At 43.7% G+C, this 25,860-nt stretch carries 10 protein-coding genes and 2 tRNA genes; 5 read left to right on the top strand and 7 right to left on the bottom strand.

Annotated elements, in window-relative coordinates; translation table 11 throughout:
- Positions 1 to 15: 15 nt before the first annotated feature.
- The 3 genes from DD657_RS09595 to DD657_RS09585 are packed head-to-tail and all read right to left on the bottom strand — an operon-like array spanning position 16 to position 13,894.
- Positions 16 to 6,354 carry a PKD domain-containing protein gene (locus tag DD657_RS09595; protein ID WP_287049697.1) on the bottom strand — a complete coding sequence of 2,113 codons (6,339 nt, stop codon included), beginning with the start codon at positions 6,352 to 6,354 and terminating at the stop codon, positions 16 to 18.
- 27 nt (positions 6,355 to 6,381) lie between these two features.
- Positions 6,382 to 7,503, bottom strand: coding sequence for a PorP/SprF family type IX secretion system membrane protein (locus tag DD657_RS09590; protein WP_021987117.1), 1,122 nt, complete (start codon positions 7,501 to 7,503; stop codon positions 6,382 to 6,384).
- A gap of 22 nt (positions 7,504 to 7,525) precedes the next feature.
- Positions 7,526 to 13,894 carry a PKD domain-containing protein gene (locus DD657_RS09585; protein ID WP_287049694.1) on the bottom strand — a complete coding sequence of 2,123 codons (6,369 nt, stop codon included), beginning with the start codon at positions 13,892 to 13,894 and terminating at the stop codon, positions 7,526 to 7,528.
- Between the two features lie 168 nt (positions 13,895 to 14,062).
- Here DD657_RS09585 and DD657_RS09580 point away from each other — a divergent pair.
- The 4 genes from DD657_RS09580 to DD657_RS09565 all read left to right on the top strand — a co-directional run bounded on the left by DD657_RS09580 (position 14,063) and on the right by DD657_RS09565 (position 15,920).
- Positions 14,063 to 14,139, top strand: a tRNA-Asn gene (locus tag DD657_RS09580).
- Positions 14,140 to 14,167: 28 nt separating this feature from the next.
- Positions 14,168 to 14,241: transfer RNA gene (locus DD657_RS09575), tRNA-Asn, on the top strand.
- 111 nt (positions 14,242 to 14,352) lie between these two features.
- Positions 14,353 to 14,616, top strand: coding sequence for a hypothetical protein (locus DD657_RS09570; RefSeq protein ID WP_021987115.1), 264 nt, complete (start codon positions 14,353 to 14,355; stop codon positions 14,614 to 14,616).
- Between the two features lie 125 nt (positions 14,617 to 14,741).
- Positions 14,742 to 15,920, top strand: coding sequence for an AIR synthase related protein (locus DD657_RS09565; RefSeq protein WP_068690807.1), 1,179 nt, complete (start codon positions 14,742 to 14,744; stop codon positions 15,918 to 15,920).
- A gap of 70 nt (positions 15,921 to 15,990) precedes the next feature.
- On the opposite strand, the gene DD657_RS09560 is transcribed toward DD657_RS09565, so the two are convergent.
- The 4 genes from DD657_RS09560 to DD657_RS09545 all read right to left on the bottom strand — a co-directional run bounded on the left by DD657_RS09560 (position 15,991) and on the right by DD657_RS09545 (position 17,480).
- Positions 15,991 to 16,308, bottom strand: a complete 318-nt coding sequence (locus DD657_RS09560) for a helix-turn-helix domain-containing protein (RefSeq protein WP_068692258.1) — start codon at positions 16,306 to 16,308, stop codon at positions 15,991 to 15,993.
- A gap of 7 nt (positions 16,309 to 16,315) precedes the next feature.
- Positions 16,316 to 16,681: a type II toxin-antitoxin system RelE/ParE family toxin gene (locus DD657_RS09555; RefSeq protein WP_287049690.1), complete on the bottom strand. Its 366-nt coding sequence runs from the start codon at positions 16,679 to 16,681 to the stop codon at positions 16,316 to 16,318.
- A 148-nt stretch (positions 16,682 to 16,829) separates the two neighbouring features.
- A complete protein-coding gene (locus tag DD657_RS09550; RefSeq protein ID WP_287049689.1) occupies positions 16,830 to 17,066 on the bottom strand; it encodes a HepT-like ribonuclease domain-containing protein in 237 nt (78 codons plus the stop codon).
- A gap of 120 nt (positions 17,067 to 17,186) precedes the next feature.
- Positions 17,187 to 17,480: a nucleotidyltransferase family protein gene (locus tag DD657_RS09545; protein ID WP_068690811.1), complete on the bottom strand. Its 294-nt coding sequence runs from the start codon at positions 17,478 to 17,480 to the stop codon at positions 17,187 to 17,189.
- A 696-nt stretch (positions 17,481 to 18,176) separates the two neighbouring features.
- Between DD657_RS09545 and DD657_RS09540 the strand changes: the two genes are divergently transcribed.
- The gene (locus DD657_RS09540) at positions 18,177 to 25,850 is read left to right on the top strand and encodes a S8 family serine peptidase (protein WP_287049687.1); all 7,674 of its coding nucleotides are present in this window, start codon (positions 18,177 to 18,179) and stop codon (positions 25,848 to 25,850) included.
- Positions 25,851 to 25,860: the final 10 nt, after the last annotated feature.

Raw genomic sequence — 25,860 nt, 5'->3', positions numbered from 1 at the left:
AAAATAAATATGAACTTATTCTCTCAACAGCAACACACTCCCCTGAACGGTCTGCTCAACTCCGGAATCATTGTTTTTCCCGGTCCATACATCATCATCCCCAAAAATGGCCCGGGCTCTCCAGATATACATTCCCTGCGGCATCGTCTCTCCTTTATTGTTCGTACCGTCCCAACCTTCGGAAGGCATTCCGTTTTCCAAAGCCCGGGTTTCCCAAAGCTTATTTCCATACTGATCGTAAATCTCCAGGCAATAAACCCGTAACCCCATACCGATTCCGTTAAAACGATTTACTTTTTCATTCTTGCTGTGCGGGATAAAAGTATTCGGGAAGAAAAGTCCCTTCATCAGAACTTCATGCTCAAGAGTAATCGAATCACTGCAACCATGATAATTAAAAGCTATCAAAGTGACATCATAAACCCCGTTACGGTCGAATTCCAATTCCCAATCACCCATACCGTGCACTTCTTCACCGGAAGGCAAAAGCCAAATGCAATCGGTATATTCTTCCGACAAATTGATATATTTAACCTTTTCCGGCTTACCCGTTATCACTTCTTTCTCCATTTTAGCCCGGGGCAGGTTGTATACCGTTACATGCCGTTTATATTCCGAACGGCACCCCTTATCGGTTTCCACATTCGCCGTTACGGTATATTGCTGCACCTCATCCGTCTCATTTTCATAACGATGCTCTCCGACAGAAACCGGTTCTGAACCGTCCCCGAAATCCCACATAAAAAAATTCACTCCCACAGCCTCTACCGACGGCTTATAATACAGAGGACTACAATGAGCCGTATCTAACGGCAATATGGTAACAATCGGTTTGTTATAAACATCAACTTCCTTTGTCACAGTAGCCCGGCAAGCCGGTAAGCTGGCTGCAATTCCCGTCACAGCAACATGATAATGTCCATATCCCGCATATACATACCGCATACTGTCTTTTGTTCCTGTACTACCGTCTCCGAAATCCCATTGTACCCGTTTCAATTCCTGATCCGAACGGACAACAAAAGTAAATGTATCCGCCTCACACAAATGTTCGGAAGTAAGTATGGCCAATTGAGGCAAAGGATGCACCTGAATCCAGTCGCTGATTGTATCGAACCCGCAGCCGTTTTCGATATACAACTGTACCTGATATTTACCGGCAGCAGCATAGCTGTGACAAACATCCCACAAAGAATCCCGGTCTCCGTCTCCGAAATTCCAATAGGTATTCTCTACCAACCCTAAAGTATCCGTCGAATTATTTTTAAAACACAGCACCTCGTCCACACAGGCATATGGCTTAGCAGGTGTAAAATGGGCAGATAAGGAACGTGGCTTTACAATCAGGGAATCGGTATGCTCCGACCTCCCGCATTTATTTTCAGCAACAAGAGTGATATGGTATTTTGTAGAAGTTCCTCCTGTTGTAAATACATGAACGGCATTAGGGGTATGATCTACCGGCGCTCCGTCCCCGAAATCCCACGTAAACTTACACTGGTTACCTGTTGTCGTATTCTGTAACTCCAGCGTTACCGGAGAACATTCCCATTTGTGCATTAATTCAAAACCGGCAATGGGATAGGAATTCACCGTAAGCAACGTATCGTAAGTTCTCACGCCACACTTATTCTTCACCGTAAAAGTAGCTATATAACTGGTGTCCCAAAGTCCCTCCTGATAAAATTTCGGCCGGATAGGCATTAAACTGTCCGTTATCGTTCCGTCTCCATAATCCCAAGCAAAAGAAAGATGATTATGGTCGTCCGGATAACGGGACGGATCGACAGAAAACATCGCTTCAAAAGGAGCACACCCATTGATACGATCCACATCGAAATAAGCGTCTGGCGGTAAATTGACGACTTCTATCCGAACTGGTGCCGACCGATCGATACACCCATGCGAGGATGTCGTCACATTACGGACATCGTAATAACCGTATCCGTCATACACATGTACGGTATCTCCTCCGGAAACAACAACCGGTGCAGCATCCCCGAAATCCCACTCAAAACGATTTCCTTCCGGCTGGTCCGGCATAAACAATGCTTCGGCATAACGACAATGCTGCGCTTCGGTCCGGAAGGTCGTTACCGGCAAAGGATGCACCGTAAGTGTTACCGAGTCAAAATTCGTACACCCATTTCCATCGGTATAATAATAATATACGGCAAAATCACCAGCCGTCGATGGCGTATATTTATCTCCGGGCAATACCTCTCCGGCACTCTCCCAATGCCCGGCAACCGGAGTTCCCGTCAACGGCAAAGGAGCGTGATTCAAACACATTTCCGGATCCGTCCCCGCATCTACACGCGGCAGAGGATGAATATGAACCGTTAAGGTATCTTTAGCCAAACAGGTTCCGTTCGGTAAATTATAAACGACCTGTATATCCCCTTCATAGTAAGCGTCGAAATGAGGATTGAAATAATATTTCCCGTCTTTTTGCAACACCTCCCCCTCTTCTGACCCCCAGCTTCCCCAATCCGGCTGTGCTTTTAAAAGAAAAGGATCGGTCAATACACATACTGCCGTATCCCTCAATGCCTGTATCGGGACAAACTCATCCACGACAACAGAAAAATTTCCTTCACCGGGTTGAGCACAACGGTTCCAGTATTTTACATTCACCTGAAACTCTCCGGCATGAAATACAACATCCGGATACAAAGCCGTTTTATCAAAATAATCGTAAACGGCTGCCGATGTTATTGTCCATTCAGCCTTATGAATCCGATCATTATTTCCTTCTACGAGAATCCGATCCCGGGCTGAAAAAGCAAAAGGCTCACATACCCCGGCTATATCGGCAACAGTCACCTCCGGTACGGCAAAAGCCCGGACACGGAACGTCGTATCGTCCGTACCACAAAGATTCTGCACTGCCAACGTTACATTATAATACCCTTGTTCCGAAAACGTCAAATGCGGAGAACGCGCCGTATCCTGCCCTTCTCCGGAAATCTCCCACCCTCCTCCTGAAACCGTCTCAGGTAAAACATGCCATTTATAAACCAACGAATCACCTTCCGACCGGTTATCCAACACCAGGTTTGCAGGAATACAAACCGTCGAATCCAATACAAAAGCTGCTTTCAGGCTATTATTCAACACATTGACCTTGGCATCGAAAGTTTGTACCCCTCCCGTTCCACATTGGGAATAAACTTCCAATGTAATCGTATAACGATCGTTCTTCGTAAAACTGATCTGCGGGTATTGGGAATCTCTTCCGTAACCGTCGGCAAATTCATACCCATCCCCGGGATTTACAGACCAATAATAGGTGACATCACAATTTTTCAAATCCCGGTATTCCACGTACCGCCCCATATCGATTGCCGCAGAAGACGCACATATCGGAGCCATTTGTTCCGTCAACACAACATCCGGAATACCTCTTACCTTGACCGGAAATTTCCGTTCTTTCCGGTTACAGGTACCCTCCATAACCAACGTCAGCACATAATCCCCGTACCGGGAAAACTGAAATACCGGAGCCATTGTCATCGCATCCGTTCCCTCTGCAAACAACCACCCGCCCTCCGGACCTTCAACCTGCCAATGACAAACCAATCCTACCCCCTCACTTCTGTTCCGGAAACGCACCGTCTCCCCCTCACAAATATCCGTCGCCCCCAAAGGCCGGACATCCACAAGTATCGTTGTATCGAAAACTGTATATAGTTTTAACGCCGTAAGATATTCTTCCCGGCAACCGGCAGTTTCTAAAGTCGCTCTTACCTGATAATCTCCTTTTTTCCGGAAATCGACAACCGGATATAAAGAATTGGCACCCGTCCCTTCCGAATAACCAAAACCATCGGTCGGAGTTCCGCTGCTGGCAGGTACAATTTCCCAGGTCACTTTCGGTGTATTATTATACCACTCATAACTCACATAATCCTCCAATCGCACAGTTCCCGGACATATTCCACCGGTATCCCTCAAATGCACCTCCGGATCTTTCTTCACCGTCACCGTCATCGTAGAATCCAACGTGCCGCAATATCCGCTGGCCTCTCCCCGTACCCAATAAGTTCCCCAGGTATTGAACAAAACTTTGGCGACCGATTTTTGATTTCCGTAATCCTCAAAAGCATAATCGGCCTGCGGGGCATCAGACCAAACGGTCCAATTATAAACAATCGGATCGTCTTCGGCTGCTGCCGCCGTCATCGAAAAAGACAACCGTCCGGCTTCACATACGGCCGTATCATCGGCACTAACCTTCAGCGTCATTGCCGAATTCCTGACCTTCACCTTCCGGGTCAATTGTTGCGTAACTCCCTCCGTCGAACAGGAAACCGGGTTCAGTTTTACCGTAAATTCATACGTCCCGGGGGTTTTAAAACGAATTACCGGATAGGTGGAATGTTCATCTGTTCCGTTCAAAAATTCAAGTCCGGCTGTAGGAGTAATCGTCCATTCTGCCTCCTCTGGATTATTCCAGAACTGATAAATAATGCAATCGTGAAAATCAATCACATCTTCCGGACATACGGCAGCCTGAGGCTCAAAATGAGCAATATTCGGCTCTTTATGTACATGCACCGTAAAAGAAGAATCCTTTTCCGTGCAATGTGTCTTCAAATTCAGGCGGACCACGTAATCCCCGTATTTATCAAACCGAATCAAAGGGGTCCGGTCCGAAGCAACTGTTCCTCCGGCAAAACTCGTATTGGCCGAAGGTGCCACTGTCCATTTATGGTCGATATTCTCCCCTTCGGAATTACTCGTAAATAAAACTGTTCCGGCTTCACAAATATCCAGATTACCGGTTGTAACCTTCATCAACAAATCCGGATCATATACTTTCACCCGCCCCGACTTTTCCAATACAGTCCCTCCGCAACCGACTGACGTCAATTGCACTTTCAGGGTATAATCTCCCGGCAGCGTAAAATCTATTTGCGGAAATTCCGAATTTTTTCCGGTTCCCCCGGCATAAGTATATCCTGTCTCACCGCTGCCATCACGGGTAATCGTCCATACAGGCTTCACCTCGTTCCCATTCCAGGAAAAACGAACGTAATCCGATAGATTCAAACGGGGAGGACAAATCGTTGCAGGTAAATCAAATTTTAAAATACCGGGATCTTCCCTGACGATAATAGTCGTATCCATGACAGACTCGGAGCAATCATTGGTTACGGTAAGTGATACCCGGTAACGGCCATAATGATCGAATCTGATCTGCGGATCCGTAACCGTAAAATTTCCATTTACAATCGTCGGAGGCGTTCCTCCATCCTCGGGAAATATCTGCCAACGAAAAGGACGAAGTTCGTCACCCGTACTCAAATTCTTAAATTCCAATGTCTCGCCACTGCACAACGTATCGTCCGCAATTTTAAACAAAGCTTTTACCCGGTCGATCAAAACCACTTCTTCCGTCGCCGTATCGTTGGCACAGGAATAATTGTTCGTTGCTATTAATTTTATCGGATAATTTCCGGCTTCCTCAAAAGTAATCTCCGGCTCAAAAGCATTCGATTCCTTCCCGTCACCATAATACCACTCCCAAAATATATTTCCCCCGCTACAATCGGAATTTCCCCCGCCGGTCGTCAGGTTCCGCAACCTTACCTTTTCATAAGTACAATTTTTTTTCTTATCGAATGTAAATTTTGCATCCAAAGGAGTTACGACATGCTCACTGATAATCTTGAAATCAGAATAATTACATTCATTTCTAACCGTCAACTTCACTTCAAACTGTTCATGAGACGAACCCATATGTTCCCGGTCGCAATACGAATGGTCATACCGATGTACAAACCGCTGATTCTGATTCTTCAACTGATCGTTTGTCAACACTTCCGGCTCCGTCCCGTCGTCGTAATTCATGGTGTAGGTCGTTCCGGGCGTATTTTTATCAGCCACCTCCACTAAATAAATGACATCACTTCCGATACATTGTGCATTTTCATCCACTTTACGCAAATCGATAACAGGACGTCCCAAAGCCCTTACCTTATACTCTTTTGTCACTTTCGTTCCGGTAGATATCGCAATCGCTGAAAATTTTAAAATATATTCTTTACTTTCAGTATAAGTCAATAACAAAGGAAAGCTGGACATCGACAAATTCGACTTTACTGTCCCGTTTCCGAAATCCACCTCATAAGTACCGTCCTGAAAAATCCCGGCGGGCGTCTCATTGGTAACCGTCGTACGAAATTGCTTTCCCTCATCGTTACAAATCAAAAAATCATTTTCTTCGTGCAAAACCAACTTATCTTCCAAACCAGCACCCTGTGCATATCCTTGGGTCACATCCCCGACCAACCAAAGCACAAGCCAGCAAACACAAAAAACGCCATATAATAATTTACGTCCGATCATACTCCTTCGTTTTTAACCTGCTAACTATTAAAACCGATAAGACTTTCCGGCATTCCGTCTCGCCTTGGGACGCCGGAAATTATCCGGCGAATTGTCGAAACGACCGATACAACGGGAAGGTGTGTATTTAAAATACCAATGCAATGACAATGAATGACTGGTATTTTTATACATCGTTCCCTGGTGAGTAGGTACCTCAAATGTATATCCGATTTTCCAGCCCTGATCCTCATTCTTCCGAAGGTTCAATCCCAAATTCAACAAAAACGTCCCGATATTCATCCCCTCATACTGATCGCTACGCAACCCGAGGCCTATCATTCCGAACCGCTCCTCCTCCCAATAAACTCCGAATTGTATGTTCTTCATAACCGATTGCATATCCACCATCAAATAAGGAGCAAGCACTGTATTGATTCCATTACCCAAAGGCAAGGGATGAGAATAAGCCAGATAAGCCGAATAACGACGGTTTAATAAATTCTCTTCCGAAGAAACCGAACCGTGCTCCGATAAAAATGATTGTGTCGATTCAATGATGTGATACACAGATAAACCATATTCCAAACTTGCAAGCCCCCGGAATCCGATATAAAAATCGGTCCGCCCGTATATACCGGCAGCCACATCAAACATGGTAATATTATCGGCATAAAAAGCCATCAGCTCCGGTGATAACGCCAAAATTTGCCCGTAATAAGGATCGAATTGATCTCCTAATTTGATCCGTGAAGGATCGAGACTTTTCAAATAAAGAGCCGGTTGTATACCCACTTGCAGAACAGTAGAACGGGCAATCTTTACCCGTCCGGAAATAGCTGCTGCGATGGTATTGGTAACATACATCAACGAATTTTCCTGATCCCGTTGGTAAAACAGAGAAACACCCCCCAAACCGAACGTCTTTTTTTCCTGAAACGGATAATCCGCGGATACGAAATAACTCCGGAAATCCAAAGGTTTACTCCAATAAGCACGCCTTATGCCGACATTTACACTTGCCAACCCGTCGAAACCGCTATAGCCCGGATTATTGAAAGACTTCCACATAAAAGGATGCGGCAACTTCGTATCCTGCGCCCCGGCCGAATGCCAGCCAATCGTCCACCCCAGCAAAAGCAACGTCGCATAGTTAACTACCTTTCCCATATCTCTCTATCTTTAATTTTCATTATTTTCTTAACAACAATACAGTTCCCTGAGTTGATTGTTTAGCCCCCGACGGATTATTATCCCCGGTCCAAAGATCCTCACTGTAAAAAATAGCCTTTGCCCGCCACATATATACGCCCTGTGGCAACAACTTCCCATTTTTATCACGGCCATCCCAGCCTTCAGAAGGCTCACCGTCTTCCAATGCCGTCGTCTCCCATATTTTATTCCCATATAAATCGAATATTTCCAAATGATATTCTTTGAGTCCCATTCCGATGCCCCGGAAATTATTGACCTTCGGATTCGAATTATGCGGAATAAATGTATTTGGAAAATACAAGCCTCCCATATAAGCGATATGGTCTGTATAGACCGAATCCCGGCAACCGTACTCATTTATACCGACCATTGACAACGGATAAGTCCCTTTTTCATTGAATACGACTTCCTGATCTTCCGGAGAATAAACCACCCGGCCATCCGGCAGGTACCAAATAAATTCCGTATAATCTTTCGATAAATTGATAAACGTCACTTTCTCCGGCCGCCCATAAGCAATATCTTTATCAAATGCGACACGGGGACCGTTAAACACTTTTATACGACCGGAATGCTCTTCCTTACATCCCCTGTTATTTTCCACATAAGCCGTAATTGCATATTCCAATATAAAATTAGTGTCATTCTCATACAAATGCTCCATATCTGAGGTCAAACCCGTATCGTCCCCGTAATCCCAGCGGAAATAATCATAACCGGTAGCTACAACTCTCGGCCGATAAAGGAAGGGCGGGCAGGCGACCGTATCCAACGGCTCAATCTGTACCCGCGGCTTCGGCCACACCTCTACCTGCTTTGTTGCCACTCCCGGGCAAGAAGGTATCTGATTACTTTCTCCACGCACATTTATCTCATAAATTCCGGGCTCCGTAAAAGCATGGAACACTTGCCATATTCCCCGGTCCGTCTTTCCGTCCCCAAAATTCCAGGTAATATTTTTCAATGCCTCACTCGATACCAAACGCAAATCCAACTCACTGTCTTCACACAAGGCATTTTCTCCCTCGATTTGAAGAACCGGTATGGTATGCACAACGACGGAATCCACGTATTGCCTGCTGGCACACCCATTGTCGACCTCGAGCTTTATCTTGTATACACCGGCATTCAGATAACGGTGACACGTATCCCATACGGCAGCGATCTCCCCGTCCCCGAAATCCCAGAAATAATTCAACGCAGCCGTCGGATCTTTATCCACCGAATAATTTTCAAAACATACCGTATCCCCGGCACATAAATATTTTTTGTCTTTTATAAAACGGGCCAGGATCGTATTAGGCTTAACTTTAATATAACGAGTTGCACGGCTGCCATCAGGCGTACAACGATTAACAGCCGTTAAGCCGATCTCGAATACCGACATGGTTGTACCCGTACGGAAAATATGAACCGGATCCTCCTCCTGCGACGTCTCTCCATCCCCGAAATCCCAAACATAAGTATTCCCGGACCCCGTACTCCGGTTTATAAACGTCACCTCCAAAGGCGTACACCCCTCATCTTCGGGATTTGAAACAAAGTCAGCTACAGCCGGGGAATAAACAGCAATATCCTTTATCGTCGCTTCCGTACCACATACATTATAAACCTTAAACGTCACCTGATAAGTCGTATCGAAAAGCCGGGGCTCGAAAGTCTGGACTCCAGGCTGTAAATCAGTCGTAACATTTCCGTTTCCAAAACTCCATAAATATTGCAAATCATAATAATCCCCCGCAAAATGTGCCGGGTCGACCCGGAAAGCAACCTCCAAAGGTCCGCAACCGTTCACTTTATCTGTTTCAAAAAGAGCTGTTGGCGGAGGATTCAAGACCTTTACCACCTGGGGTGTTCCCTCCACGACACAATTATATACAGAAGTTACGATCAAAGTAACCGGATATTCGCCGACTGCCGGATAGCGATAAGAAGCCGGAGCATCTATTGTTTCCTGTGTATCCCCATTTCCGAAATCCCAGTTAAAACGATGTCCTTTACCCAATTCGACAGGGACATACAAGGAGTCTACCGCCCGGCATTGCCGGGTTGATACATTGAAAACCGCATCCGGCAATTCATGTACCGTTACGAACACCGTATCCAGATTATCACATCCGGTCAAAGGATCTGTATAACGGTACTCCAACCGGGATACGCCTTCTCCTGCAATTTCCGGATCAAACAAACTCCCGTTTTTCACACCGTTCCCGAACCAATTAGGTAATCCCGCAGGTTCTATACCGATCAGATTCTGTTCCCCGGAATTCAGACAATAATCCAAATCCCCACCGGCATCAACGACAGGTAGTTTTCGTATTTTTATCCGGATACTGTCCTTATCGATACAAGTTCCGTTTCCGTACTCATACACCGTCCAAACGACCGATTCCTCATTCCGGTTCGGATCAAAATAAAACTGTTTTCCGGGTTTCTCTATCAACATGCCGGCTTCGCGGGTAGTCCATTCTCCTCCTTCCGGAGTGGCCTGCAACAAAATCGGTTCACTCATAGCACATAAAGGATCCGGCTGAGTCAAAACGACCTTCTCAAACTTATCGACCTCCAAAGTATAGGCGATTCTGGCTGTATCCTTGCAGTGATTGGCAAACTCTCCGACAATACGATACGTCTTTCCTCCCGCAAACGTCATATCCGGCTTACGCGTAGAAGCATCCGTACCGTTTTCCCAATTTACACCCGCCGGTGTAATTTTCCACCGGATATAATTCAACTCGTCGTTATTCTCCCGGATTTCTCCGACATGTTCTGTCCCGATAAATATATAATCCCGCTCACATTGCCGTCCTAAATCCTCTGCTCCCAACCGCTCGACTTCCGGCTTTGAAAAAGCCCGGAAATCATACACAACCGGCTGTTCCCCGCAAATATTCCCAGCCGTTAGAAACACTTGATAATTTCCGGGATCGGTAAATGTCAAATCCGGATTTTCTACATTCAAATTTCCGGTCCATCCGATTTGTGGTTCTACCCGCCATACATAACTTAACGAATCTCCTTCTGACCGATTCGTTAAATGCAATACGACTCCGTCCGTCGTACATCCGGCTACCTGTGATAACTCAGCCTTGGCTACTACCGTATGTTTCAACACATTCACCTGTCCGGACACAGTCCGCACACCACCATACTCGGCTTCAGCCTGCAATGTCAACTGATATACCCCGCTGCGGGTGAAGCGCAATTTCGGAAACATATCACTCAAATTACTCCCTACAGCCACCACTCCGTCTGCCGGTACGATTGTCCAATTGCAAAGAATCCTCGCACTTCCAGCCGAATCACAATGCAGATAATCCCGTATATCAACCACTTCCTCCCAATTATCACAACGATTCGGGATCACGTCAAAAACAAAGCTGGGTACTCCCTTAACTACAACTGTAAATTCCCGGAAATCAGACTTACAAGCCCCGTTAATATCCACCCGTACCTTATATTCCCCGTACTTATTAAAAGTAATCGCCGGTTTGTCCGCATTCTTATCCGAAATCGTGTAACCGACATCCGGAGTGACAGTCCATTGATAACTCAAATTTACCCCCGTCGTCGTATTCTCAAAATTCAACGGTTCTCCCTGTAACGTCTGATAACGACCACTCCCCAAATCCTGGACATTAGCATCCAAATGCGGCTTTATATTCGTATATATTTCAGGATCATATATCAAAATCTTTTGAGTTGCTACCAAGTCCCCACCGCAATTCGCCGCAGAAACCAATTTTGCCTGCAACGTATACTCTCCCGGAGTCCTTAACTCGATCTCCGGATACAATTTATCCCATTCCGGAGAAGTATAAGGCGTATGTTCCGCATTCAACGGCTTATTCACTAACGTCCATTCGACTTTCCGCAAACTTTCCGCTCCCCCGTTCCAACTGTCATTCCATACATAATGTACATGAGTATCCGACAAACGAAGCATTCCAGGACACATCGCCTCCAGAGGATCGATCGTCACTTTCGGGTCTTGTTTAACGACAATCGTAAAAGGTAGTGGTTCCCCACCGCAAACACCCTGCACATACCCACTGACACTATATGTTCCGGAAGTATGAAACAAAATATGCGGAGCTTTATGAGTGGCATCCGTTCCATCCGTAAACTCATAATCGACAGATTCGACACCCGGGGTCACCGACCATGAATAAGTCGGTTCTACCGCAGCCGAAGAAGTATTGGTAAACGTCAACTTTTCTCCGATACAAATCTGCTTCTGGTCTGCTTCAATAATCACGTCTAAACGCGGATTCACCACATGCAACACCTGGGAAGCACTCAATTTATCCGTCGGACCGCAAGACGTCGGATTCGTCAAGGTCACCCGAATCTCATAATCCCCCCATTCACTGAATTTTAATTTAGGTGTCATCGTATTCCCTCCGATAACCGTTACCTTATCCGTCGGATTCCCTTCGGTAAAAACCTCCCACTTCACAGCGACATTTTCATTTCCGTTATCCTTATACCTCACGAAATCACCCGGATAAAACTCGTTATCCGGACAATGATAAGCAGGAAATGCCGATAAGTCGATTTCAGGAGCCCTGTATACCCTTACTTCAAAGTTCTTTACAGAATCCGTACATACCCCGTCGATATCGGCTACCAATACATATTTTCCATATTCCGGTATCTGTATCGAAGTGCTGTTACCCGAAGTTTGAGGCTTCCAGGATGCCGTAACTCCCGCAGCCGTCTTTACGTACCAATTTACACCGTTAATCACACCCCCGGGAATGCCGTTCACGGTCAACCGCTCTCCTTCACACATTTCCGTTTTATCGGCTACCATCCCTTCTGCCTTCACGGACGGATCATAAACCGTCAACAACTGTGTTCCGACCAGCTTCGTACCCCCACAACCGGCCCCTTTTAAAGTAACCTTCAGCGTATATTTCCCCGGTTGTGTAAACTCAATCTGAGGTTTTTCCGACGTCAGTGTCGTTCCGGCCCTAAGTATCCAGCCGGACGCTGGGGTAATCTCCCACTTCAAATCCGGAGTATTGTTATACCAGGCATACGTAATATAATCGGGCAAACTCAACACACTTCCCGGACATAAGGCAGGCAATGCCTTGAATTCGACAATTTCCGGATCCTTCTTCACACTTATCGTCGTATCTTTGGAATCCGTCGAACAATTGTTACTGACAATTTGCGTTACCTTATAAGTTCCGTAATGAAAATTAATATGAACATTGGCCTGATTCAGCCCCCCGGTAGGTGCATAACCGCCGTTCACACCCTGTTCGACAACCGTCCATTGATATTTGCGTTCCTCACCCGCCGACTTATCCGTAAACGAAACTCCCAGAGGATCACATCCGGAATCTTTATCGACGATAAAACCAGCCTTTACACTCTTAATAATCCTGACCGGCAAAGTCTTCTTTACATATGCACACTTAAACCCATTGGAATTTTTAATTTCCAATGTCACCTGATACGTATCGTCTTCATTGTAAACAACCAATGGATTTTTTACGTTCTCCTGCCCCACTCCCACTCCGGTTTTTCCGAAATCCCATTCATAAGTCAGATTTAACGGTTGGCAATCTTTTCCCAAACCACCGTCCGTCTGATTGATAAACTGCACCTCCCGTTCCGTACAACCGGGTTTCTCCTTGTAATCGAAATCAGCGGTCGGCGGAAGAATAATCATGTAATTCGGGAAATCCATCGAAGTCGTAAAACCACACTCGTTTTTAGCCGTCACACGTATCGTTATGCCTTTCGGTTTATTCAATTGGCAATGGGTCTTTTCATACTGATGCAAAACTTTTCCTCCGTCAGCCACAATTTGTGCCTGAGTATATTCCCGCGTACTCCCGTCTCCGAAATCCAATGTATACGTCGTTGCCGCCGAATTGGAATTATAATTCGTCACATAGATTTCCGCCTCCGAATTCACACAAGGAGTTCCCGATAAATTCCGCTCAAAACCGACGGCAGGATTTGAAAGGTTTATCACTTGATATACCTGCTCCACTCTTCTTCCGGATTGTTTCGAAACAGCACTTACCTTCAATTCATATACCCCCCACTCCGTATAAAGATGGGACGTATTTAAAGCCGCATGATTTACATTCGTTAAATTTTCTCCGGGTTTTGAATCCCCCCAATCAATAGAATAAGTTCCTTCCTGAAAAGCTGTAACATCCGACCTGTTTTCTATTACCAACCTGAATTCACTATCGTCCCCTTCTACACAATTTCTGAAATTCTTTTCATTTCCCAACACCAAGGTCTGCGCTTCCCCCCACAATGGGGTGAATACAAGCCACACTACCGCAGCTCTGTATAAACAGCTTAAAAAAGTCATAATGCACATATTTACCAATAGCACACAAACTTAACTATTTTTCATAATTCATTCAAATTTTTTACACCAGAAATGAACATAGGAAAAAAAAATCCGAACCGATAATTTTTCCTTTCGAAATTTTGTGACTTTCAAAAATAGCTCTATCTTTGCATCGCTTTAGAAAATTCCTCAATAGCTCAGTTGGTTAGAGCGGCGGACTGTTAATCCGTAGGTCGTAGGTTCAAGTCCTACTTGAGGAGCCAAGAAAAACAAGTCGTTCTTAAAACAAATTCCTCAATAGCTCAGTTGGTTAGAGCGGCGGACTGTTAATCCGTAGGTCGTAGGTTCAAGTCCTACTTGAGGAGCGAAGGGGATACCGGAAACCGGTATCCTTTTTTAATATTAAAAGGTTTTCTTTCCACCTCTTATTCTGTTTTTACAGACATTTTATATTTTAAATACTCAAGATTATACCTATGAACCGTATCAACAAAATCGCATTTTTTGTTTCCCTGATCGTTCTTGTCGTCGCTTTCAGCCTGTTATCGATGAGCTCGATGCCTAAAGAATTCAGATATACCTGGATAGGACTCAATCCCTGGAATGGCATAGAAGGCTTGGCTTTCACCGTGCGTTATTTCCTACATACGGGAACGACAGCAACTTATATCATCACAATCGGGCTGGTACTCCTGATTTGGTGGCGTTTATATGCGATCTTCAACCGGATATGGCATTGAAAATTTTCAATTTTTCTGAGATTTTCTAATTGTTTTCCGTAAGTTTGCATATTCAATACGACATACAAACGTACGAATCGACGTAAAAGTGTAAAACATCCGTAACCTCGTATACGAATTTAAGCATGAGAAAAGACGAAAGATACAATAAACGCGGCGTATCCGCTTCAAAAGAAGACGTTCATAACGCGATCAAAAACATCGACAAGGGAATTTTCCCCAAAGCTTTCTGCAAAATTGTACCCGATTATTTAGGAGGTGACCCTTCTTACTGCAATATCATGCACGCCGACGGAGCCGGAACAAAATCTTCCCTGGCCTACATGTACTGGAAAGAAACCGGTGACCTCTCTGTATGGAAAGGGATTGCCCAGGATGCACTGATTATGAACATCGACGATTTACTCTGTGTAGGGGCTGTCGATAATATCCTTTTATCTTCCACGATCGGACGTAACAAAAACCGGATCCCCGGAGAAGTGATCGCCGCCATTATTAACGGCACCGAAGAATTATTGGAAGAATACCGGAAATTAGGAGTAAGTATCTATTCTACCGGCGGCGAAACAGCCGACGTCGGAGACCTCGTACGCACCATTATTGTCGATTCGACAGTCACCTGCCGGATGAAGCGAGAAGAGATCATCGACAATGCCAACATCAAAGCAGGAGACGTCATCGTCGGTCTCGCATCTTATGGACAAGCCAGCTATGAAACGGAATACAACGGCGGTATGGGCTCCAATGGACTGACGTCAGCCCGCCACGATGTATTTGCTAAATATCTGATGGAAAAATACCCGGAAAGCTTCGATAACGCCGTACCGGAAGAATTGGTATATGCCGGGAAATGCAAACTGACGGACACCGTAACGGATTCTCCCCTCAATGCCGGCAAATTGGTCCTTTCACCGACACGTACGTATGCTCCGGTTATCAAAAAAATCCTGGATCAATACCGCCCCCAAATCCATGGCATGGTACACTGTTCCGGTGGAGCCCAAACCAAAGTGATGAATTTTGTCGAAAATATGCATGTTGTAAAAGACAACCTTTTCCCGGTTCCTCCCCTATTCAGATTGATACAGGAACAATCCGGCACATCCTGGGAAGAAATGTATAAAGTATTCAACATGGGACACCGTATGGAAATATACGTCGATGAAGAATTAGCCGATAAAATCATCGCTATCTCCCAAAGCTTTAATATTGATGCCCAAATCGTCGGTCGCTGCTATGACAATGACGAAGGCGAAGGAAATAAGCTTACCATAATCAGCGAATTCGGGAAATTCATATACTGAACGGTAGGTTTGATTCGTAAACTTTATATATAAAACGAAAGGATGCTCTCTTGAGGCATCCTTTTTTTATTTAACACAAAGCTACTTTATAACCATTATCCTCTATTTCTAACCTTGCATTTACCCCCAAAGCTTTAAATATTTTAATAACAGTAGCCAAAGTCAAATTCTTACCATTTTCTATTCGGGAGATTTGAGCTTTTTGTACCCCTATCAGTTTCCCTAAGTCTTCCTGAGTCATATTTTTATCCAAACGTGTACGTTTAATAGCTTCACCTATCAAAAATAAATTCAGTTCACTTTCATAATTATCGCGTTCAGGTGTGCCTTTCTTTCCAATCAGCATATCTTTCACCTCCTCCTGCGTATAAAACTTCTTTTCTTCCATAGCTCCCTTATTTTTGTTCAAAATATTCTTTCATTATCTCTTTTGCTCTTGCCACTTCTTTTATGGGTGTCTTATCCGTTTTCTTCACAAAACCATGAGTAGCAATCACCAATACATCAACGTCTTTATCCCAGAAAGCTAATAAACGATATTGCTTCCCCTTGTACAAAGTTCTGAACTCCCAAATATCAGTTCCTGTTAATTTCTTAAATAATTTAGGGTCTAAAGTATACCGTGCTTTATCAATATTATAAACAATCTTTTCCCTTGTTTTAGATTCCACTCTCTGTAAAAACTCTAAAGCATCCTTATAAAATATAACCTTAAATTTTTCAATAGAAATCATAGCACAAATATAAAAATAAGTTTCCATATATAGAAACTCAGCTAATTAAATTTTAATCTGTATATTAAACTACTAAATCATCCTTTCCGCCAATTCTGGAAATTCATATACTGAACGGTAGGTTTGATTCGTAAACTTTATACATAAAACAAAAGGATGCCCGAGGCATCCTTTTTTACTTTCCTTCTACCAAGTCTTTTCGCATCTGTTCCAACACCTCCAACAAAGGAGGAATGCTTTCCTGAACCGTATTAAAAATAACATCAGCATCCACTTCAAAATAATGATGAACAATGATATCACGCATTCCCATAACTTCACGCCACGGAATCTGTGGATAATGAACAAGTAAATTTCCAGCAGTCAGTTTATCCAGATTCTTTATACTTTCACCCGATGCTATCAATTTCATACAAACACCGTCCAGCAATAACGTACCTGTCGCAGAATCCCAAAAATCATTGACACAGTGAATGGTTTCCGTCCGCTGTTGAATTCGATTACTTTATCAAGTAAATGCAGGACTTTTACATCATACATAGATAGCCTCCTTCTGAATAGTTTGTTTTAATACTTCATCCATTCTCTCACGCACACGTACTAAATCCACAGGACATCCTAATAAGGCTTCCAATTCATATTTAATACGAGCCAATGTAAACAGAGTCGGAGCTTCCCCTTCATAGCAAATATCAATATCACTATGTTCTGTCTGCTCACCTCTGGCCACACTGCCAAATATACCTATCCTTTTAATATGATAAATGGAGGCATGTGTTTGCATATAGCCTGCCAATAGTTGTAAATATTCACTGATTGATTTCATAAAGCATCCATAGTCTTCATATTGACAAATATAGCAATTATACCAAATTTAAACAAGTAAACTTTCTGGCATACACCCTCTTTCCATAAACCTGCAAAATCGTCCATGCCGCCAATCCGGGAAATTCATATATTAAACACCTAAGGAGACCATAAACTCGCGCTTCTATTTCGACCTGCCATTTTTTTCAAAAATTTTATGTTACTAATTTTCAATTATGTAAATATACGACAGTCGGCCAGGTTATATTCTATTGGGATTCGCAAGCAATTTTTTCAAAAATAAAATAAAAAAACGACCGCCCATTTTAACCAATTTTTAAAAATAAATCCTTTTCTTTGTAAAAGAAATGAAAATATCGGATTTAAGTTTCTATCCCAACCAAAATCGTTCCTTTTTTTCAGTCGAAGATCGACAGGTCTACAAAATTCATTCTTTTCATTGCTACTTTTTTATCTAATTCACTAACAGACATTAAATTATCTGTTACAAATGACTCATGTTCTTTCCAAAACTACTTTAAATAAAATCATCCATTATTATGGAACATTTTAATTGCAGATTTATGATTTTAGACTAAAAAATCTGATAACGAATCAGGTTGTCAGGCAATTTAAAATTTATATAAACATTTATTTTGAAGACATACACACATTTTATTAAAAAATAGCAAAATCATTTTAAACATTTAAAAGTATGCGAAAAACATGGATTTTCAGTTGTTTCATATTACTATCGGTACTCTGGTGTTTACCGATAAATGGACAACAGTTAGCAAGTTATGCCAAAGACGGTGTAATCAGGGTTAAACTTGATCCGGCAGTGGCAGAACAACTGGGTAACACCCCCCGGACAAGAGGTGGAATCGTATCGACAGGAATTCAATCTTTCGATGCGGTAAATAAAGAAATTAAAGCCGTAAACATGAAGCGGGTATTCCCTTATGCGCCTAAATTCGAGGAGAGAATGAGGAAACACGGGCTTCATTTATGGTATGAAATCAGTTACGATGAAAAATTAACTCCGGAACAAGCAGTAAACCGATTCAAGGGAATATCCGGTATAAAAATAGCTGAAATCGTAAGAGTACAAACCTTACCGCCCTCTAAAACGGTAGATGTAACCCCAACCCCTCAAACACGGGCTACTCTTCCTTTTAACGATCCCTTACTAGTTAATCAATGGCACTATGCAAACGATGGCAGTATTCAAGGCAGTATCGCAGGTTGCGACATCAATCTTTACAAAGCCTGGGAAATTACGGCAGGCGCCCGTAACGTTATTGTTGCCATTATTGACGGTGGTATAGATATTACACACGAAGACCTGATCGACAATTTATGGGTCAATGAAGCGGAATTAAATGGTGAAGAAGGCGTCGACGATGATGGTGACGGATATATTGATGATATATACGGTTATAATTTTGCAGCCAAATCGCCGGCATTGACAGCACACAAACACGGTACTCACGTAGCGGGAACAGTAGCTGCCGTAAATAACAACGGCAAAGGGGTATGCGGTGTCGCCGGAGGTACCGGTAACAAAGACGGGGTTCTTCTGATGTCCTGTCAGGTATTCGACGATTACGCAGGACAGGGCGACTTCGCCACTCCCTTTGTTTACGCTGCCAACAAAGGAGCTGTCATAGCACAATGCTCCTGGGGCTGGGACAATGACGGCTATGTAGAGCAAGCCGTATTGGATGCTATGGACTATTTTACCCAGGAAGCCGGAAATTACGAAGGAAGCCCGATGAAAGGCGGCCTTTGCATCTTTGCTGCCGGCAACACCGGTTTGGAAGGTACGTTCTATCCGGGTGCTTATGCAACGGCCGTATCCGTTACGGCACTAAGCGTTGACTACAAAGTAGCCTCTTACTCCAGCCGCGGGGACTGGGCCGATGTCAGTGCCCCCGGGGGAGATGTGGAATTAGGCGGAGAATCCTGGGGAGTACTCAGTACATTCCCGGGTAACCGTTACGGCTATTATGACGGCACATCTATGGCCTGTCCTCATGTTTCTGGTATTGCTGCATTAATTATCGCTAAATACGGAGGTCCTGATTTCACGAATACGGATTTAAGAAACCGCCTGACGGAATCCGTACATGACATATACGGCTATAATCCGCAATATATAGGGAAATTAGGTTCCGGAATAATCGATGCTTACATGGCCCTGGATGCTAAAAACAACAATGCTCCGGCTAAAATTGCTGATTTTACACTTGTAGCTTCGCAGGAAGATATACAGGTCGAATATCTGCTCCCCAGCGATCCGGATAATGACAATATCGCCAAAGGAATTGCTTACTATAGCGACAAAGCTTTCACTGCTACCAGTGATCTGAGTGTTTTAAAAAGCGTGGAAATCGCCACCCGTTTTAATAAAACCGGAGATAAAATCACAATCAATATTCCGGGGCTCAAACCCGAGACTGAATACTGGGTTGCCGTAAAAGCCTTCGACCGCTGGCAAAACGGCTCAGAACTGTCAGAAGTAAAAACGATCGTTACCAATGCCGGACCCGAACTGGAACTCAGCAAAACCGACTACACCATCGAAATGGACGTTACCCAGTCGTATACAGCCGAAGACTCTATCGTCTTAAATAATACGGGAGAAGGACTGTTAAAATGGAATGCAAGCATAAGAAGCTACTACAAAGACCCCTGGAGTATATTCAATACCCCCGGAACAACAACAGCTTCCGCTACCGCAAAAAAACAACCGAAAACCTATTCTTTTAAAGGTATCATTAACACTCAGTCCGTAACGCCGACTGAGGTCATCGAATCGGGCTACAACCTGGACGAATATCCGAAAGAATTCCAATACTACAAGGATTTGAGATTCTATATCGGAGAAGGAGATACCGCATTGACCAATTCCATGGCTCAATATTTCTTTGTCGATCCATCATTATATCCGGAAGGATTCAATTTAACCGGATTCTATGTAGAAGGCGTATATACCCAAGGACGTCCCATCGTGGAAGTTTATTCCGGTGAAGGCGGACTCACACCGGAAGGATTGTTGCTCAGCGACACGCTGGATGCTGTCAGTCCTTTCTCACATACGATACGTCTAAGCGAAGATATCATGATCCCTTCCAGTAGTGATTTCTGGCTTGTTTTTCATATGCCTAAAGGCAATGCCGGATGCCTGGGAACCGGTGATGAATATGACTATTCCAATGCCCACCTCTACAGTTATTACAGTTCCAATATGGGAAAAACCTGGCATACATTGGGAGAGGTGTTGAGTGAAGGAAATCTCAGTAAATATGCCGACCTACAGGCCTGGTCGATAAAAGCGGTGAGCCAAACTCCGGGATGGATCGAATATCTGACCCTGAATCCCTCTTCCGGTATTGTAAGACCACACGATAAACAAGCTGTAATCGCCTCTCCTGAAAAAGTAAAATTGATTAACGGAGATTACAATTTCAAATTATACCTGAATACCAACTGCAAGGATAAAGAAAAATTAACGATCCCCGGTACACTCTCCGTAAAAGGACACAAACCCGATCTGAAAAGTGCAAAAGTAATAGATTTCGGAAAAACTTTTGTCGGCAAAGGAAAAGAAGTAATCGTCGAAATATTCAATAACGGTTACGGAAAATTCGCAGGACAAGGCGGATATGATTTATACGATTATAACGGTGGATACAGTTTCAGTGACAACCATTTCAATACATCAGGAGAATGGGGTGAGGGAGTCCCGATTCCGGCATTAGAAGCCCGTTCCACCAGCCGTATCAAACTAAAATTCACGCCGACTTATCAAGGAATATTCAATTGTAAATTTACCCTGAACAGTGAAACAGGGGAAACGCACAACATCACCCTGACAGGTACAGCTATCAATCCGGCCCATATTACAATCGCACCGACACAGGTAGCTGTAGGCGACCTGGATTTGAATGCCGCTCCCACTGTAAAACAAATTACAATCAGCAATACCGGATCTTATCCCTTGGAGTTTGCTTTCCCGAAATTTACAGAAGACACGGTAGCCGGTATTACCAAAACCTCCCACAAATACGGTTATGAATATATCAGTAATATTCCCGGGTTTAATAAGAACGAAACCTGTCAATTCCGTTGGGACGAACTACTGAATACCACAGAGATACAGAATCTGTTTGACGAAAATACAATATGGACGGAAGCTGTCAACATCGGATTTAAATTCCCATTCTTCGGTAAAGACTTCGAACAAGTCTACATCGGCAAATTAGGTATACTTTCATTCAGCGGTGAAACCGGTTCACTACATGCCTGCATGCCGGCTTCCACTTCATGCAGCGATCACCTGGACCTGATTACGCCAATGGCTTATCAACTTTCTATCAGTCCGAGAAGTAAAATCGCCTACGCCAAACAAAACGGCAAATTCGTCGTTAGTTTTGAAAATGTAGGGGTTTTCAATGCTGACGGAGACGGAGAAACCGATGTATCTTTCCGCATAGCACTCTCTCCGAACGGAGATGTCGAAATGTTCTATAAAGATTACGATCCGTTCATGATCAGCCAACCCCAAAATATTTTTATCGGTTGTATCGATTATGAGGTGAAGGACCCATTCGTAATCACGGATGTCGATATGGTCAACAAAGACAACATCGATATATGGGAACACATTCAAAGTGGTACGGCAATCAAAATCGTTGCTCCGGGTAAAAATATGATCCGGGATATAGACAAAAAAAGCGGTACGGTAGCCATCAATGAAATTGAAACCGTCAATATCAGTCTGGCCGCCGATTCGTCCATGTATAAAGGTGATTTAACGAATTTACTGGTACTATTGAGCAACGATCCCAATAATTCGACTTCTATAATCCGTTTGGATGCCAACATTACCGGTGACTATTATCAACCCGTGGTAGAACTCGATCGGGATACGCTTTTATTCGGTGAAGTTTTCCAAACAGGCCGGGCCGTATCGACAATCAGCCTCCTGAATAAAGGAAATGCCCCCATCGAAATCACCCGGCTTGAAATCGCAGATCCGACTTTTACTTACACGGTAGGCAAACCACTACCTTTCACGCTGGAAGCCGGTACGTCTGAAGACATTTATATTACAGCCGTATCTACGACAAAAGGTTCTTATGAATCCGTTATGTCCGTTACGACAGCCGGAAGCCAAATACTGACAACCCGGTTATTTTCGACAATTATTGATGCTCCCGACATCGAAATTACTCCGGCACAATACGCGGAAACCCTCGAAAGCGGTAAAGCCAAACAACTGGATATGAGCATAAAAAATACCGGAGAAAGTATATTAAAGTATTCGATCACTCCGACTACGATTTTATATCCGGTTAATGATACGTTAAAAGCAAATGAATCGCTGGATTACATCTACAGTTCTTCCATCGACGACGACAATATCCTGTATCAATGGGAGGACATTACAGATTCTCCGATTCATTACAAAGAAGAGTATTTCTATACCCATGTCAGTTTCGAACAGGAATTACCGTTTGAATTCACATTCTATGGAAAGACCTATAACAAAATATATGTTTACGGTCCGGGCTTCATTACATTTAAGAAATTCCCGGCAGTAGATTCATGGCCGGAAGATTTTTCCGCCGACTTCACGCCGTATATAGCACCGTATTGGGGACACCACACCCCATCTCCTGCTGAATATGCATTAGATCCGACTCAACCCGTCGGTATTTACTATAAAGCTGAAGACGACCGGGTGATCGTATCCTTTATCGATTTCTCAAACCAAATGAGTTTGGGATTGTGTTTCCAGGCCATTCTTTATAAAAACGGTAATATTAAATTCCAATACAAATTACTTGAAGGCGGTATTCAATGGAGTGCATACGGAATCAACGGTTTGGCTTATGAAGGTGCCGAAGAATCCCAAAGACTTACTTTAAGAAGCCGATACCTGAATATGAGCAGTGCTATCGAATTCTATCCGGTAAAAACATCCGAATTACAACCGAATGAAACGGCCAACCTGAAAATGGAAGCTTCGGCAAACGGTCTGTTGGCCGGTACTTATCAGACTACAAACCTTGTAAAGACCAATGTTCCGACAAAACCGGAAATTACCGTTCCCCTGAACCTGACGGTAACCGGAACACCTTCCGGAGAATGGCCGGAAGAACTGGCATTACCGGATATCTTTATCGAATCCTACCCCAATAATTATGTCTTTACATTCCGCAATGTCGGTACCGCCGCATATCACATTACCGGCTTAACCTGGAATGAACAGTCCCAGTATGATCCCAATGACTGGCAAACCCCATTCTTTCCGACATTCGACGTCCTTTACTGGAGTACTCAAGCCGGAGGTGGTGTCGGTCCATTGAATGTACAACCCAGAAATCAAGGCGACTGGGCCAGCGGACTGTACGTACCTATAAACGAATTCAATCCCCTGGAAGTCGGCAAGGAGGCTCAAAAATTCGCCGTTTCATTCCTGAATACCATGGATTTAATGGAAGTTACCGACACATTAGTATTTACAACCGATCTACCCGGATACGAAACGATAAAAATTCCGTTAAAGTATAATATCGTCGAAGCTCCTGTCATTGAAGTAAATCCGGAAAAAATGGATTTGTATGCTCCCGACAAACACTTTAGTACTGATACAAATATCCGGATTATAAATAACGGAAACTATAAACTGGATTACAAAGTCAGTATCTCTTATAATGATGAAGTAAATGCACTTACTGCGATTCAGGCCGCTAACGACATCTCCCTGACGGCTCTTGGCCTGGATACAAAAGTTAAAAATGCAAGTTTCCAGTCGCTACCTGTTACCAGGGCAACAGGAGAGTATACGGACAGCCTCGGCTATGACTTCAATCTCCAGGGACAAATGATTGTCATCGGCACGGCTACAGGCGAAGATCCTTATATTGCATGTACCGAATTTACAGCTCCTGAAGGAGGATTTAACATGTCCAAAATCAAATTTATGGCTTCATTGGGAGAACAGGAAAATGCAGAATTTATCATCGAAGTCAGAACGGGTAGTTCTTTCAATAATAATACCGTTGCCGGACGCGCCAGCAAAGTGATCACAGGAGGACCTGAAGCAGAAGGCGACAGAATCAGTGTATCGGCCAAAGAGATCGAATTTGAAAATCCGGTATACATCTACCCGAATGAAAAATTCTGGGTTTACATCTATATACCCGAGAAAGCATTTATTGCTTTTGTTCCGACCAAAGATGTAGCTACTCCCCTGCGTTATATGCTAAAACTCAAAGGAGAATGGGCTGATGTAACCGAATTATCAGAGCAATACGGCTCTTTGGGATTCCTGACTTTATTGTATCAGCAAGAAGCCGGTTCCTCCTGGATAACACTGAATACGGAAACAGGAACAGTTGCCGCTCACGAAACCGAAGCTGTCAACTTCCACGTTGACGCCAGCAAAGCCAGAAATGAAAACAACAACAAAGCCATTATCAAAATTGCAAGCAACGACCCGGAAAATCCGGAAGTAAGTATTCCTGTAACTTTGAATAAAAACACTGCACCGGTAATCACCCGAATCGATAAACAGATCAGTGTTAAAGAAGAACAGGAAACCACCGCCAGATTTACTGTCGTAGATAATGAAAACGATAATTTCGAAGTTACCGTAGAAGACGAGTCCGGAATAGCAACTTTAAATGAAGACAATGGTAATGTTAGCGTGACCCTGGCTCCGAAATACGGGGACAACGGAAATCACACATTCACTCTAAAAGCAAAAGATGTATTCGACAATGCAAGTACATTAACCGTTGACTATTACGTTGAAAAAGTGAACCGTGCACCAATCGTTATTCTGCAACCGACAGACAAAACTCAAAAAGTAGGTGATATCATTGAGAGTCTGATACTATCATCGGTATTTTCTGATCCGGACGGTGACGAATTGAGTTACACGGCTCATTCTTCCAATCCTGACGCCGTAAAAGCTCTTGTTGCCGACGGAGATGCCATTGAATTTGTAATCAAAGCTGAAGGAGAAGCAATCATTACATTGACAGCACAAGATCCTGCTCTATTGCAGGCGACAACCACTTTTAAAGTGACTGTAGAAGGCGGAAGCAACGGAAGCGGAATCTTCGAAGCCCAGGTAAAAGCCTATCCGAACCCGACCAGCAACATCCTGAACGTACAATGTTCCGATGATGTGGAAGGAGAAGTAATCATACGGCTTTACGATATGGGCGGTAACATGGTATATACCGAAAAAACAGCGATGACTGCCGGTTCTATTAAAGCGATAGATATCACTGCGTTACCTGCTGGTATGTATGTTTTGGAAGTAGAACATAAAGGGGCTAAAATCACCTCAAAAGTAGTTAAACAATAAGTTTTATCCG

Source organism: Culturomica sp. (assembly GCF_003524185.1).
GTDB lineage: Bacteria > Bacteroidota > Bacteroidia > Bacteroidales > Marinifilaceae > Culturomica > Culturomica massiliensis.
This window is presented reverse-complemented; position numbering and strand designations above follow the sequence as displayed.

What these genes read in the sequence shown, in the direction of transcription:
- DD657_RS09595 (WP_287049697.1), bottom strand. Translation starts at nt 6,354, where the DNA reads ATGATCGGACGTAAATTATTATATGGCGTTTTTTGTGTTTGCTGGCTT.
- DD657_RS09590 (WP_021987117.1), bottom strand. Translation starts at nt 7,503, where the DNA reads ATGGGAAAGGTAGTTAACTATGCGACGTTGCTTTTGCTGGGGTGGACG.
- DD657_RS09585 (WP_287049694.1), bottom strand. Translation starts at nt 13,894, where the DNA reads ATGACTTTTTTAAGCTGTTTATACAGAGCTGCGGTAGTGTGGCTTGTA.
- DD657_RS09570 (WP_021987115.1), top strand. Translation starts at nt 14,353, where the DNA reads ATGAACCGTATCAACAAAATCGCATTTTTTGTTTCCCTGATCGTTCTT.
- DD657_RS09565 (WP_068690807.1), top strand. Translation starts at nt 14,742, where the DNA reads ATGAGAAAAGACGAAAGATACAATAAACGCGGCGTATCCGCTTCAAAA.
- DD657_RS09560 (WP_068692258.1), bottom strand. Translation starts at nt 16,308, where the DNA reads ATGGAAGAAAAGAAGTTTTATACGCAGGAGGAGGTGAAAGATATGCTG.
- DD657_RS09555 (WP_287049690.1), bottom strand. Translation starts at nt 16,681, where the DNA reads ATGGAAACTTATTTTTATATTTGTGCTATGATTTCTATTGAAAAATTT.
- DD657_RS09550 (WP_287049689.1), bottom strand. Translation starts at nt 17,066, where the DNA reads ATGAAATTGATAGCATCGGGTGAAAGTATAAAGAATCTGGATAAACTG.
- DD657_RS09545 (WP_068690811.1), bottom strand. Translation starts at nt 17,480, where the DNA reads ATGAAATCAATCAGTGAATATTTACAACTATTGGCAGGCTATATGCAA.
- DD657_RS09540 (WP_287049687.1), top strand. Translation starts at nt 18,177, where the DNA reads ATGCGAAAAACATGGATTTTCAGTTGTTTCATATTACTATCGGTACTC.